General features: G+C 65.2%; 11 protein-coding genes. 6 read left to right on the top strand and 5 right to left on the bottom strand.

Annotated elements, in window-relative coordinates:
- Positions 1 to 26: 26 nt before the first annotated feature.
- Positions 27 to 1,682, bottom strand: a complete 1,656-nt coding sequence (locus LRS08_RS13545; protein ID WP_257843195.1) for an NAD(P)/FAD-dependent oxidoreductase — start codon at positions 1,680 to 1,682, stop codon at positions 27 to 29.
- A gap of 213 nt (positions 1,683 to 1,895) precedes the next feature.
- Here LRS08_RS13545 and LRS08_RS13550 point away from each other — a divergent pair, with 213 nt between their 5' ends.
- From LRS08_RS13550 to LRS08_RS13560, 3 genes are all read left to right on the top strand, one after another.
- On the top strand, positions 1,896 to 3,494 hold the full coding sequence (locus LRS08_RS13550; protein ID WP_257843194.1) for an MFS transporter: 1,599 nt from the start codon (positions 1,896 to 1,898) through the stop codon (positions 3,492 to 3,494).
- 35 nt (positions 3,495 to 3,529) lie between these two features.
- Positions 3,530 to 4,564 (top strand): alanine racemase, encoded by a 1,035-nt coding sequence (gene alr, locus LRS08_RS13555; protein WP_257843193.1) that lies wholly within the window; start codon positions 3,530 to 3,532, stop codon positions 4,562 to 4,564.
- Positions 4,565 to 4,635: 71 nt separating this feature from the next.
- Positions 4,636 to 5,043, top strand: coding sequence for a hypothetical protein (locus tag LRS08_RS13560; RefSeq protein WP_257843192.1), 408 nt, complete (start codon positions 4,636 to 4,638; stop codon positions 5,041 to 5,043).
- A gap of 170 nt (positions 5,044 to 5,213) precedes the next feature.
- Here the strand turns inward: LRS08_RS13560 and LRS08_RS13565 are convergent, their stop codons facing one another.
- From LRS08_RS13565 to LRS08_RS13575, 3 genes are all read right to left on the bottom strand, one after another.
- Positions 5,214 to 8,432: a TonB-dependent receptor domain-containing protein gene (locus LRS08_RS13565; RefSeq protein WP_257843191.1), complete on the bottom strand. Its 3,219-nt coding sequence runs from the start codon at positions 8,430 to 8,432 to the stop codon at positions 5,214 to 5,216.
- A gap of 205 nt (positions 8,433 to 8,637) precedes the next feature.
- Positions 8,638 to 9,816 (bottom strand): acetyl-CoA C-acetyltransferase, encoded by a 1,179-nt coding sequence (locus LRS08_RS13570; RefSeq protein ID WP_257843190.1) that lies wholly within the window; start codon positions 9,814 to 9,816, stop codon positions 8,638 to 8,640.
- Positions 9,817 to 9,847: 31 nt separating this feature from the next.
- Positions 9,848 to 10,909 carry an alpha/beta fold hydrolase gene (locus LRS08_RS13575; RefSeq protein ID WP_257843189.1) on the bottom strand — a complete coding sequence of 354 codons (1,062 nt, stop codon included), beginning with the start codon at positions 10,907 to 10,909 and terminating at the stop codon, positions 9,848 to 9,850.
- Positions 10,910 to 10,932: 23 nt separating this feature from the next.
- Here LRS08_RS13575 and phaR point away from each other — a divergent pair, with 23 nt between their 5' ends.
- Together phaR and LRS08_RS13585 are read left to right on the top strand one after the other, a co-directional pair.
- Positions 10,933 to 11,505: a polyhydroxyalkanoate synthesis repressor PhaR gene (gene phaR, locus LRS08_RS13580; RefSeq protein WP_260480841.1), complete on the top strand. Its 573-nt coding sequence runs from the start codon at positions 10,933 to 10,935 to the stop codon at positions 11,503 to 11,505.
- Between the two features lie 44 nt (positions 11,506 to 11,549).
- Positions 11,550 to 12,851 (top strand): amidohydrolase family protein, encoded by a 1,302-nt coding sequence (locus tag LRS08_RS13585; RefSeq protein ID WP_257843187.1) that lies wholly within the window; start codon positions 11,550 to 11,552, stop codon positions 12,849 to 12,851.
- Positions 12,852 to 12,888: 37 nt separating this feature from the next.
- Here LRS08_RS13585 and LRS08_RS13590 read toward each other — a convergent pair whose 3' ends face one another.
- Positions 12,889 to 13,734 (bottom strand): class I SAM-dependent methyltransferase, encoded by an 846-nt coding sequence (locus LRS08_RS13590; RefSeq protein WP_257843186.1) that lies wholly within the window; start codon positions 13,732 to 13,734, stop codon positions 12,889 to 12,891.
- An 83-nt stretch (positions 13,735 to 13,817) separates the two neighbouring features.
- Between LRS08_RS13590 and LRS08_RS13595 the strand changes: the two genes are divergently transcribed.
- Positions 13,818 to 13,973, top strand: coding sequence for a hypothetical protein (locus LRS08_RS13595; RefSeq protein WP_257843185.1), 156 nt, complete (start codon positions 13,818 to 13,820; stop codon positions 13,971 to 13,973).
- Positions 13,974 to 13,975: the final 2 nt, after the last annotated feature.

Genomic DNA, 13,975 nt, shown 5'->3' on the forward strand with positions numbered 1-13,975 from the left:
AGGGGCAACCAGTGAATCGCCCGGTGTCAAGAAATCTTTGCATTTGCGAATGAATTGCAATAAAGCTGTTCCGGCTGTTCTACCAGCCGCGCGGCCACCGCCTCCGCCACCTTGATCCCGTCGATCGCGGCGGAGAGGATGCCGCCGGCATAGCCCGCGCCTTCGCCCGCCGGAAACAGGCCGGGGGTGTTGAGGCTTTGCAGGTCGGTGCCCCGGGTGATGCGGACCGGGCTGGAGGTGCGCGTTTCGACCCCGGTCATGATCGCGTCGGGATGGGCGTAGTTGGCGATGCGGCGGCCGAACACGGGCAGCGCCTCGCGAAAAGCCTCGATCACGAACGTCGGCAGGCAGGCGGACAGGTCGGTGGGGGTGACGCCGGGCTTGTAGCTCGGCACCACCTCGCCGATCGCGGTCGAGGCGCGGCCCGCGAGGAGGTCGCCGACGCGCTGGACCGGGGCGTTGTAGTTGGAACCGCCGGCGATGTACGCCAGATCCTCGAACTGGCGTTGGAGCGCGATGCCCGCGAGCGGACCGTCGGGATAGTCGCGCGCCGGATCGATCGCGACGACCAGGCCGGAATTGGCGTTGAACTCGGCGCGCGAATATTGGCTCATGCCGTTGGTGACGACCCGGCCCTCTTCGCTGGTCGCGGCGACGACGCGGCCGCCGGGGCACATGCAGAAGCTGTAGACGCTGCGCCCGTTCGAGGCGTGATGCACCACCGAATAGGCGGCGGGGCCGAGATCGGGGTGTTTGGCGCAATTGCCGAAGCGGGCGGTGTCGATCCATGCCTGGGGATGTTCTATGCGCACGCCGATCGCGAACGGCTTGGCCTCGACATGCACGCCGCGCCGGTGGAGCATCTCGAAGGTCGGCCGCGCGCTATGGCCGACCGCGAGCACGACCATGTCGGTTTCGATGAAGCCGCCGTCGTGGAGGTGCAGCCCGCGCAGATTGCGGCTCGCATCGAGTTCGATATCGTCGACGCGGGTGTTCCAGCGATATTCGCCGCCCAGTTCCTCGATCGTCGCGCGCAGGCTTTCGACCATGGTGACGAGGCGGAAGGTGCCGATATGCGGATGCGCTTCCCACAATATGTCGTCGGGCGCTCCGGCCTTGACGAATTCCTCCAGCACCTTGCGGCCGAGAAAGCGGGGGTCCTTGACCCGGCAATAGAGCTTGCCGTCGGAGAAGGTGCCCGCGCCGCCTTCGCCGAACTGGACATTGCTGTCTGGGTTGAGTTCGCTGCGCCGCCACAGGCCCCAGGTGTCCTTGGTCCGTTGCCGCACCACCTTGCCGCGATCGAGGATGATCGGGCGGAACCCCATCTGCGCGAGGATCAGGCCGGCGAAGATGCCGCACGGACCCGCGCCGATGACGACAGGGCGTTTGCCCGACCAGCCGGCGGGCGCGGTGACCGGCGGGCGGTAGACCATGTCGGGGGTGGGGCGAACGTCCTTGTCATTCGGGAAGCGCGCGAGGACCGCAGCTTCGTCGGTCAGGTCCAGATCGAAGGTGTATACCAGCTGGATAGCATTGCGGCGGCGCGCGTCATTGCCGCGTTTGAACAGTGTCCAGCCGCGCAGTTCCGCGCGCGCGATGCCGAGGCGGTCGCAGATCGCGGCGGGAACCGCCTCGGGCGCATGGTTCAGCGGAAGGTTCAGGCCGGACAGACGGAGCATGGGGTGGCTTTAGGAGGGAATCATCGGGTTTCCAAACATGCGATTGTACGTGGTCACCCTCACCCTTCCGGCGCTTCGCGCCTCCCTCCCTCTCCCGATGGGAGAGGGAAGGGCCCGCGCGCGCAGCGCGTGGGAAGCGTGAGGGTGAACAGGCTTGCCGCCCCCTTCATTCCCGTTAAACCCTTGCGTCAAAGGGATTGGGGGATTCTGGACATGGCGACCACCGCGGACGAGGCGTTGGCACAGCGCGAACCGAGCAAGGCGGAGATGCGGCAGGTGGTGACCGCGTCGTCGCTGGGCACCGTGTTCGAATGGTATGACTTCTTCATCTACGGCACGCTCGCCGCGTCGGGGATCATCGGGCGCACCTTCTTCGCGACCGGCAACCCGGTGCTTGAGGCGCTTTATGCCTGGGCGGGGTTCGCCGTAGGCTTCGGCTTCCGCCCGCTCGGTGCGGTATTGTTCGGATATCTGGGTGACAAGCTCGGACGCAAATACACTTTCCTCGTGACCATCACGCTGATGGGTGTGGCGACCGCAGGCGTGGGGCTGGTGCCATCCTATGCCAGCATCGGGGTCGCCGCGCCGATGATCGTCATTGGCCTTCGCATCCTTCAGGGCCTCGCGCTGGGCGGCGAGTATGGCGGGGCGGCGATCTATGTCGCGGAGCATTCGCCGCCGGGGCAGGCCGGCTATCACACCAGCTTCATCCAGGCGAGCGTGTCGGCGGGATTCATCCTGAGCCTGGCGGTCGTGCTGGCGACGCGGTTCGCGATGCCGGCCGGAACCTTCGATGACTGGGGCTGGCGCCTGCCCTTCATCTTTTCGATCGCGCTGCTCGCGATCTCGCTGTGGATGCGGGTCAAGCTGAACGAAAGCCCGGTGTTCAAGGCGATGAAGGCGTCGGGCGAGATTGCGCGCAATCCGCTGAAAGAGAGCTTCACCTATCCCGGCAACTGGCGGCGGCTGATGGTCGCGCTGTTCGGGATCGCGGCAGGTTTGACCGTGATCTGGTACACCGCGACCTTCTCGGTCCTGTCCTTCCTGCAAGGGCCGATGCGGGTCGAGCCGGTGGTTGCGCAACTGCTCGCCGCCGGGGGCGCGGCGGCGGGGCTGTTCTGGTTCATCCTGTTCGGCAAGCTCTCCGACAAGATCGGGCGGAAAAAGCCGATCATCATCGGCTATGGCTTTACGCTGTTGCTGCTGTTCCCGCTGTTCTGGGCGATGGGCCATGCCGCCAATCCGGGGCTGGCCGAGGCGGCGAAGCGATCGCCGGTGGTCGTGTCCGGGCCCGACTGCTCCTATGATCCCTTTGCCGGCCAGCAATCGACGACCTGCGGGCAGCTGATGGATTACCTGACCAAGAAGGGGATTCCCTATACGCAGGCAGTGACCCCGTCGGCATCGGTGGCGATCGGCAGCGTCCCGGTCGTGTCGAACACCGCGACCGATATCGACGCCGCGCTGGCTGATGCAGGCTACTCGCTCGACAGGGTGACCCCGGGGACGGTCGATCTGATCCTGATCCTGATCGCCATCGTCGCGCTGGCGGCGCTGTCCGGGGCGACTTACGGCCCGGTCGCGGCGCTGCTGACCGAGCTGTTCCCGCCGCGCATCCGCTACAGTTCGATGTCGATCCCCTATCATATCGGCACCGGCTACTTCGGCGGATTTCTGCCGCTGATCAGCCAGTATATGGTCGCCAAGAGCGGCGATCCATACACGGGCCTGTGGTACACCTGGATCGTGGTCGCGATGGCACTGGTGGTGACCGTCTTCTTCCTCAAGGAACGCGATCTGGTTCAGCAGTGATTGCGGTGAGCACGCGCTGTGCCTAACCGGGCGACATGATCGCTTCCCCGCTTCGCCTGCGCCTCGACCGCGCCGCGCTCGTCGCCAACTGGCAAACGCTTGCCGCGATGAGCGGGGGCGCTGCTTGCGGCGCGGCGGTGAAGGCGAACGGCTATGGGCTGGGTGCGCGGGAGGTGGTGCGGCATCTGGGAGAGGCGGGATGCCGCGATTTCTTTGTCGCGACATGGAGCGAGGCGCTGGCGCTGGCGGAGGCGGGCGTGGCGGTGTCGGTGCTGCACGGTGTGCGCGACGCCGACATGGCGGTCGCGCGGGCGGCGAGCCATGCGCGGCCTGTGCTCAACAGCGTGCAGCAGGTACGCCGCTGGCGTGAGGCGGGCGGGGGCGCATGCGACGTGATGGTCGATACCGGCATGAACCGGCTCGGCATCCGGCCCGAGGATGTTGCGGCGGGGCTGCTCGACGGTTTGCAAGTCGAGACGCTGATGAGTCACCTTGCCAGCGCGGACGAGGATGTGCCGCTCAACGTCAGCCAGCGCGACAGCTTTGCCGCGCTGCGCGGCCAGACGGGGGCGCGGCGGATGAGCCTGGCCAATTCGGCGGGGATCACGCTGGGGCGCGACTATGCATTTGACCTCACCCGACCGGGGGTCGCTCTGTACGGTGCGGTGCCGGTTCCCGCGTTGGCCGGGCGGATGCGGCAGGTGGTGACGCCCGAGGCCCAGATTCTGCAGCGACGGCTGGTGTCGGCGGGGGAGGGCGTGGGCTATAACCTCGGTTGGATCGCAGCTGTGGATACCGAGGTGGCGATCGTCAATCTTGGCTATGCCGACGGCTATCTGCGCTGCTTCTCCAATAAGGGTGTGGCGATCGCCGGCGGGATCGAAATGCGGGTGATCGGGCGGGTGTCGATGGACCTGACCGCAGTCGATGTGAGCGCCGCGCCGGATTTGGGCGAGGGTGACTGGCTGGCCTTTGGCTATGATCTGCCCGCGACGTCCGCCCTGTCGGGCCTGTCGCAATATGAGCTGCTGACCGGGTTGGGCGCGCGGTACGACCGGATCTGGGAATAGGTCCAGCTTCGGTTCAGCGTTGCGAAAGGCGCGATCCGGTACCATGTTGGGTAACAGAGGAGTGGACCGCCATGCGTAGTGCATTTGCCGCCGCCGCCCTTGCCGCCCTGGTCCTGCCGGGTGTCGCAACGGCCGATGAAAAACCGTATCCGAAGGGCGAAGCGCAACTCGCCAAGATGCTCGAAGGGCGTGTTGCCGGGAAGCCGGTACGCTGCCTGCCGAGCTCGCGGCTCGACCAGAGCACGGTGATCGACAAGACCGCGATCGTCTATCGCAGCGGATCGAAGCTCTACGTCAACCGCCCGCGTGGCGGGGCCGACCAGTTGAGCGACGACGAGATCCTGGTGACCAAAATCTATGGTAGCCAGCTGTGCAACATCGACAAGATCGACCTTGTCGATCGCACGTCGCGCATGTGGAGCGGGTTTGTCGTGCTGGGCGATTTCGTGCCCTACACCAGGGTCAAGGACGCGCGCTGAACCTGTTCGGAGTGGTAGGATAGCGGGTCGGCGGGTTTCTCGCCGGCCCTTTTTTGTCGTGTAGCGGGCCGGTGCCGCAACCGTTTCAGCGCAGCTGAGACAGATTCCGCGCAAAAAGAAGGGGCCGCTCCCGAAGGAGCGGCCCCCAATTTTTTCGGTCCTGTCCCGGACTACATCCGGATGCGGAAACCGGCGTAGAAGTAACGGCCAGTGACCGGCCAGATGCCGCTGCCAGCGCCGGTGCCGGTGGCACCCAGCGGCGGCAGTTCGTCGGTGAGGTTGTCGATGCCCATGTAGAAGCGATACTTCTCACCCACCTTCAGGCCGACCTGGATGTCATGATACCAGATCGCCGGGTACCACGGATCCGCAATCACGTCGCCATTGGTCGGTGCACGGCCCTGATGCGAGAACTGGGTTTCCCAGCCGAACACGGTCTGCTTGCCGACATAGCGCAGGTCATAGCCGAAGTCCCACTTGGGGAAGGTCAGGTTAGCGCTGAACTGGCCCTGCCATTCCGGATCGCCCAGCACACCGTTGATCCGGTCCGAACGGGCCGGGTCAGTGATGTAGGTGAACTGCTCACGCTCCTTCAGCCAGCTCACGATTGCACGGGTGCGGAGCGAGCCCTCACCAATGCGGGTCGTGTAGCTTGCGTCAATGTCGATGCCCGAGGTGGCGAGCTTCGCGAAGTTGAAGGGCGCCGCAGTAAAGCCGGCAGTAATCGGCTGGTTGTACGGTGCGCCGGTCAGGTTGAAGTCGGGGAAACCGTCGAAACGGCGGCCGGACTGGCCGGTGAACGTCCCGTTGACGATCGGATCCGCCGAGGTGCGACGGTTGACAACCGCGCAGAACGGGTTGTCCAGACCGACGGGGTCATCATAGCAGCGGTTGATGATCGCCTGACCAGCAAGGCTGTTGATCGCCTGCTGCACCTCGATGTCGTAATAGTCGACGGTCAGCGTGAAACCACGCAGGAACGTCGGCTGGAACACGGCACCAACGGTGAAGCTGTAGCCGATTTCGGGCTGGAGGTTGATGTTACCCGAGGTCGTACCCTGGATGCCCGACGACGGTGCGTTGGTCCACGGACGGGTCGACCCGTCCGGCAGGGTGATCGTGGTCGGAATGCCGGCCGCGGCGCAGTTGCGAGCGCGGTTGGGGTTCGCGTTGATCGGTGCGCCCTGCGAGCAGGGATCGACCAGGTTGTTCGCGAACGTCGTACCGGCAGTGGCGTAAACGTCGCTAAGGTCAGGCGCACGAACCGACTTCGCATAGCCGACGCGGAAGCGCAGGTCGCGAACCGGAGCCCAGACGGCACCGACATTGTAGGCCCAGACCGGATCAGCCGAGTTGCTGTAGTCCGACACGCGGCCCGAACCTTCGATGGTCAGTTCATGGAAGAACGGCATGTCGGCGAGGATCGGAATACGAAGCTCGGCGAACGCTTCCTTGACGGTGATCGCGGGCGGATCGAACGTCGCGAAGCCGTTCAGGAAGGTCAGGCTGTTCTGCGTGACATCGTCATAGTCCGAATAGGCGTCTTCGCGACGATATTCGGCACCAAGGACCGCACCGATCGGGCCGCCCGGCAGTTCGAACAGGCCGCTCGTGTCGCCGGAGATATAGCCGACGAAGTTGAGCTGTTCCGCCCATTGCTTGCGCCACGAGGTGTGGAGGACATAGGCCAGACCTTCCGGCGTGGTCTGCGGCGCGCCTTCACCGAACAGGTTGATCGGACGGCACGCCGGATCGTCGTTGGTCGTGATGGCGTCGGCGTTGACGCGGCAGACGATCTGGCCGGCGCTGTTGCGAACGGCGTTGGCTGCACGGTTGAAGTTGGCGACGTTCACGTTGCCGCCGGTTTCATAATAGGTGTCGGTACGACCGAAGTTGCCGGCGACTTCGTAACGCAGATTGCCGGTGTCCGACAGGTCGCCACGGAAACCACCGACGATGCGGAACGTCTCACGCTCATGATCCTCGGCGCGGGTGCCGATGTCGTTGTTGAAGCGGAAGAAGGTGAACGCACCGGTGTTGTAGTTGGCCGTGCCGACTGCATAACCCTGGATCGTGCGGATCTGGTTACGCGCCTGTTCGGTCAGATAGGGGTTGTCGAGGAAGAAGGTCGGCGACAGCGTCGAGTTGATGAAGGTCGGCTGTGTCGACGTCTGGTTGTTGGTGATCTTGACGTACTTCGCCTCGAGGAACGCGGTCAGCGCCGGCGAGAACTCGTAGCGGGCGAGGATGTTGGCTGCATAACGCTCAAGGCCCGGCAGCAGCATCGCGCCTTCGACGCCGGTGGCGCTCAGGCCGCCGAAGCGACCGCCGCCGATGCGACGCAGATCGAGCGTCGGATCGTCGCGGACGAGCTGGCCATTGGGCAGGAACACATAGCCGTCCGACAGCAGGCCGCCGGTGCCGGGACCAGAAACGGTGGCGCCGCGCTCACCCGTGCAGTTCGCGGCGATGCGAGCCGCAACGACCGGATCGGCCGAGCTCACACCCGGGCAGGTCGTCTGGACCATGCCGCCGAGCGAGATGATGCCGAAGCGGTTGCCCGGAGCGTTGATCCCGAAGAAGGTCTGATCGGGAATGCCATCGCCCATGCCGGTTTCGTCGGCGTTGAACTCCGACACGAAATAGCCCGGGAGGCCGCTATAGGCACCAGTCATCTCGTCGCGGTCGGTGAAGAGCAGCATTTCCGAACGTGCATATTCCGCCGCGACCGCGATATTGCCGCGACCTTCAGCGAAATTCTTGCCGTACACGACCGACAGACGCTGGGCACCGCGATCGCCGCGGTCCGAAACGCCGCCCTGGCCGCTGATGTCGAGGCCGTCAAAATCCTGCTTGAGGACAAAGTTGACCACACCGGCGACGGCGTCCGAGCCGTAGATTGCCGAGTTGCCGCCGGTCACGACGTCGACGCGCTCGAGCAGCGCGGTTGGGATCGTGTTGACGTCGACCGCGTAGCTGCCCGGGGTCGAGGTCACGTGACGACGGCCGTTGACCACCACCAGCGTGCGCGCGGTGCCGAGACCGCGAAGGTCGAGCAGGTTGAGGCCGGCGGTGCCGATGAAGCGCGTCGAGTTCGCCTGGCTGAAGGTCGAACGCAGCGTCGGCAGCTGGTTGAGCGCGTCACCCAGCGACAGGTTGCCGGTGTCGAGCAGGTCTTCGACGTTGACGCTGGTCACCGGAACGACGGTGTCGACGCCCGGGCGCGCGATACGCGAACCGGTCACCACGACGACGTCGCCGCCGGTAGTAGCTTCTGGGCACTCTTCGCCGACGGGGCAGACTGGCGCATCTTGCGCCAATGCGGCCTGCGGGACGACGAAGCTCGCACTCGCAAGCGCGGTCGCCGTCAGAAGACGACTGATGTTCATATGATTCCCCTTCACCGGCTGAATGCCGGTTCGTTTCAGAGGAAACCGTGTTGTTCACCTTAGAGCAAGCAAAAGCGACCGCGCGGGAGCAAATTGAGCGTCTTGCTGTTGCAACATTGCCACAATTTTGCAGTGCAGCAAGAATGCTGAGATATAAAATATCACGGCACTATCGCATGGTTGTTCGATTCGTTCGTAAGGGAAATCAGCTCTTCCGTTCGATGCACATCGCGATTCCCATGCCCCCGCCAATGCACAGAGTCGCGAGTCCCTTTTTTGCGTCGCGGCGCGCCATTTCGTAGATCAGCGTGGTCAGCACGCGCGCGCCGCTCGCGCCGATCGGATGCCCGATTGCGATCGCGCCGCCATTGACGTTGACCTTGGCCGGATCGAAACCGAGCTCCTTGCCGACGCATAAAGCCTGTGCGGCGAACGCCTCATTCGCCTCGATCAGGTCGAGGTCGGCGACGGTCCAGCCGGCCTTTTCCAGCGCCTTTTTCGACGCCGGGACCGGGCCGATGCCCATGATCGACGGGTCGACGCCGGCGGTTGCCCAGCTCTTGATCGTGGCAAGGATCGGCGCGCCGCGCTTCTCGGCCTCGTCCCGGCTCATCACCACCAGAGCTGCAGCGCCATCGTTGAGGCCCGATGCATTGCCCGCTGTGACCGTGCCGTCCTTCTTGAATGCCGGGCGCAGGCCCGAAATGCCGTCCAGCGTCGCACCGGCACGGATATATTCGTCCTGATCGACGACGGTGTCGCCCTTGCGGCCCTTGATCGTCACCGGGGCGATCTCGTCCTTGAAGCGGCCCTCTGCACGCGCTGCTTCGGCAAGATTTTGCGAGCGGACGGCGAACTCGTCCTGCTCGCCGCGGCTGACCTGATATTGTTGGGCCAGATTTTCCGCCGTGATGCCCATGTGGTAGCCATTGAACACATCGGTCAGGCCGTCCTTGATCATCGTATCGACCAGCGCGACATCGCCCATCTTCGCGCCTGCGCGCAGCGTCTGGGCGTGCGCTGCGAGCGACATCGATTCCTGCCCGCCCGCGACGACGATGGTGGCGTCGCCGGTCTGTACCGCCTGTGCGGCGAGCGCGACCGCGCGCAGACCCGATCCGCAGACCTGGTTGAGGCCCCATGCCGGGACTTCCTTGGGAACACCCGCCGCCATCGACGCCTGACGCGCCGGGTTCTGGCCCTGCGCGGCGGTGAGCACCTGACCCAGGATCACTTCGGACACCTCCTCGCCCTTGACGCCGGCCTGTTCCAGCGCCGCCTCGATCGCGATGCGGCCCAGTTCGTGCGCGGGGGTGGCGGCGAAGGCTCCGAGGAAGCTGCCGACGGGGGTGCGCTTGGCGGCGGTGATCACGACTTCGGTCATGGGTAACGACTCCTGCGAGGAACTTTCCGCGCTATCTAGTCGCGGGGAGGGCGGTTAGCCAGTCGGCAAGAGGTTGCCACAGAAACTGTCGCGCGGACGAGCCGACCACCATGCCGACATGGCCGAGGCGGAGCTTGCGCTGGTCGGCAAAGCCTACCGCACTGGTGGCGGGGACGATGCGGTCGGTGAGCGAAACGAACTCGACCGTGGGGCAGGTCAGGGCCAGCGGATCAACGATCTGTCCTGCCACCCGCCAGCGGCCATCTCCGGGCAAATCTGCGGTGAAGAAATCGTCGAACATCTGTCGCCCGGCGGAAAAGGTTAGTGGCGCGCCGGCATTTGCCCAATCCTCCAGCACGACGAAGTTCTTCGCCGCCGCGCTTGCGGGATCTAGCCGTGCGAATTTTTCGAACTTGGCGATCGTGCGCGCCGGGTCGAGTTGCCAGAATCCGGCCTGCAACACCTCCATCGGGACAAGGCCGAGCGCGTCGCAGGTGTCGTGCGCCGCCTGCCAGATCGAATCGATCCGTTCCAGAGACTCCGTCCCGAATCGCTCGAACCGCCAGGGCGCAGCAATCATAGCGAGGCCGCGCACCGGCACTGCCTGCGCTGCTGCTGCCGCGATCGTGCCCCCGATGCAATATCCGGCGAGTGCCACCGGTTCGCCGATGCTGCGTAGCAGCGGGATCAGCATCTCCTCGACATGCTGCGTCACGTCGCAATCGCGGTCGTGCGGCGTAGGGCTGCCCCAATCGACCAAGAGCGGGCGCACCCCCTGCCGCGACAGCCAGCGCAGTAGCGATCGGCGGTAGCGCATGTCGAGGATCATCGGCGGATTGATCAGCGAGGGCACGAACACGGTCGGAATCCCCGTTCCGCCATAATCGCGTAGCGTCGCTCGCCCCGCTTGCGCCACCGCCGGCAACGGGCGTCGCGCGCGTGGGCGGCGCGCCGACTGATAGGCCGCCAGCCCCGCCAGTGCCGCCGCACGCCGATCGGGCGATGCTGCGGTTTCGTTGCGCAGCAGATCGAGAAACAGCGGAAGGGGGCGTGGCCCGTGTTGCGATGCGGCAATGAAAGATGTTAGGGCCATGTCAAATACCCTTGGGGGCGAGCATGAAAAAGACAGCGCAGACGGACGGCCCGGTCATCATCAAGAAGTACGCGAACCGGCGACTCTACAATACCGAAAGCTCGTCCTACATCACGCTCGACCATCTCGCTGCGATGACGCGCGAGGGGCGCGATTTCAAGGTCGTCGATGCGAAGACCGATGAAGATATTACGCATAACGTTTTGACGCAGATCATCATGGAAGAGGAAGCGCGTGGCCAGACGCTGTTGCCGGTCAACTTCCTGCGCCAGCTGATCGCGCTCTATGGCGATTCGATGCAAGCGATGGTCCCGGGGTATCTGGAGGCGTCGATGGACAGCTTCCGTCGCAATCAGGAACAGTTCAAGTCGGCGGTCGAGGGCGCGTTCGCCAACTCGCCCTTTGCTGAGATCGCCAAGCGCAACCTGCAGATGTTCGAAGCCGCGGCAGAGGCGTTCAAGCCCGGCGCGAGCCCCGGCTCCGCCGCACCCGCCCCGCCGGCCGCAGCCGCCCCGGAGAAGAGCAAGGACGACGAGATCGCCGCGCTCAAGGCACAGCTGTCCGCGCTCAAGGATCAGGTCGACAAGCTCGGCTGAGCGCAATAGCCTTCCGCCCTTCGCGTATCTGAAGGGGGAATGCCATGAAGTCCTGGATCGTCGTCGTCGCTGCGGGCCTGCTCGCCGGGACCGCGCTCGCGCAGCCGCAGGCGACCGAGCGGCCCGACCGCTATATCCATGCCGGCGCGCTGCTCGACCGGCCGGCACAGGCACCGCGCGGGGCAAGCACGATCGCGGTGCGTGGCGGGGTGATCGTGGGCGTCTATGACGGCCATGTCATGCCGCTGGGCGACGCGCCGGTCATCGACCTCAGGGACAGGATGGTGCTGCCGGGGCTGATCGACAGCCATGTGCATTTGAGTTCCGACCGCGCCGGGCAGGAGGGGCTGCTGGCCGGCTTTACCGAGAGCAAGGAGCTGGGCGCGTTCGAGGCGCAGTGGAACGCGCGCAAGACGCTGATGGCGGGGTTCACCACCGTCCGCAATCTGGGCGATGACGGCGCGACGCTTGCGCTGCGTGAGGCGATCGCACGCGGCTGGACCGACGGGCCGCGCATCGTCGATGCGGGGCGGTCCATCTCTACCACCTCCGGGCATATGGACCGGCGGCTGGGCGTGGTCGAGGATCTCCACCCGGCGATGAACATCGAAAATCTGTGCGACGGGGCCGATGCATGCCGCAAGGCGGTGCGCAACCAAGTCGCGCGCGGGGCGGACGTCATCAAGATCGCGACTACCGGCGGGGTCAACAGCCGGATCGGTGCAGGGCTGGGCAAGCAGATGTTCGACGATGAGGCAAAGGCGATCGTCGAGACCGCGCGCCTCTATGGCAAGAAGGTCGCGGTGCACGCCCATGGCGCGGACGGCATCACGCTGGCGCTGAAGATGGGCGCGGATTCGGTCGAGCACGGCACGCTGATGGACGACGAGGCGATTGCGCTCTTCAAGAAGACGGGCGCCTATTATGTCCCGACGCTATCGACGGTGAACGGCTATCTGGAGCGCATTGCCAAGGACCCGAACGCCTATCCGCCTGCGGTGCGTGCGAAGATCGACTGGCGCATTTCGATCACCGGCAAGGCGCTGGAAAAGGCGGTTCCGGCAGGGGTGAAGATCGCGTTCGGCACCGATGCGGGCGTGTCCAAGCATGGCCGCAACGGCGACGAGTTCGAACTGATGGTCAAGCACGGCATGACGCCGATGCAGGCCATCGTCGCTGCGACGGTGAATGCCGCCGACCTCTTGGGCCTGTCCAAGGAAGTGGGCAGCATCGAACCGGGCAAGAGCGCGGACATCATCGCGGTGAGCGGAGATCCGCTGAAGGATGTGCGGCTGCTGAAATCGGTCGGTTTCGTGATGCGTGCCGGGGTGGTGCACAAGCAATGAGATGGCGGGGGGCGGCGCGGACCGCCCCCCGACCGGTTCAGCCGCCCCGCTTGCTTGGATTGGGCTTGCGGAATTTGAGCGTCATACGGTCGCTCTCGCCGATCGCCTCGTATTTGGCGCGATCGACATCCTTCAGGCGATAGCTGGGCGGCAGGGTCCACACGCCGTCCTTCCAGTCGGCGGTATCCTTCGGGTTGGCGTTGATGTTGCTTTCCGCCACCAGCTTGAATCCGGCATCGGCGGCGAGCTTCTTGATCGTCGAGGTCTTGATGTAGCCGCTCGTCCGCTCGCGCTCGGCATCGGCGCTTTCGGGCAGGCGGTGGTCGACGACGCCGAGCACGCCGCCGGGCTTGAGCATCGCGAAGATCTGCTTGAACGCCTCTGCTGAATAGTCGGCCTTGTCGGGACGCTGATAGCCCATCTTCCAGTTATGGACGTTGCGGAAGGTGAGGACGACGTCGGCGCTGCCGTCCGGCACCTTGGTTTCGTCCGGGGCGAAGACAGGGAAGATCGCCGTCTTGATCCCGCCATAGAGGTCGGGATTGGCGGCCATCAGCCGATTGGTCCCGCCCGACAGCGACGCGAGCGACGCGGCATAATAGGTGCCGCCGCCCTTTTTCAGATAGGGAACGAGGATCTCCGAATACCAGCCGCCGCCCGGCCAGAGCTCGACCACGGTGTGCGTCGGCTTCACGCCGAAAAAGGCGAGCGTTTCGACGGGGTTGCGGTATTTGTCGCGGGCGACATTGGCGGGCGTGCGGGTGGAGGCAGCGACTGCGGCCTTCAATTCGGCACTCGGCTTGCCCATCTGGGGCGCGCCGATGGCGGCGGCTGCGGTCAGGGCGACCGCGGATAGCGCGATGGCGGGCAGGGTGTAGCGCATGAAAGGCTCCTCTCTGTTCTGGCGCGTGGTTTGGAGTGGTGCGAAGGGCGATGCAAGGGCCGTTGTGGATCGGAGTGGGCGCGATGGTCGCACTGGTCGGGGTGAGCGGTGTCGCCGAATGGCGACGGAGCAAGCGCCACGACCTGGACAAGGTCGGCTGGGTACCCTGGACCTTCATTCAGGTAATGGCGCTGGTGCTTGCGATCGCCGGCGCGGCGCTGGCGCTGAAGGGCGGGTAGCG

The organism is Sphingomonas sp. J315, from assembly GCF_024666595.1.
Taxonomy (GTDB): domain Bacteria; phylum Pseudomonadota; class Alphaproteobacteria; order Sphingomonadales; family Sphingomonadaceae; genus Sphingomonas.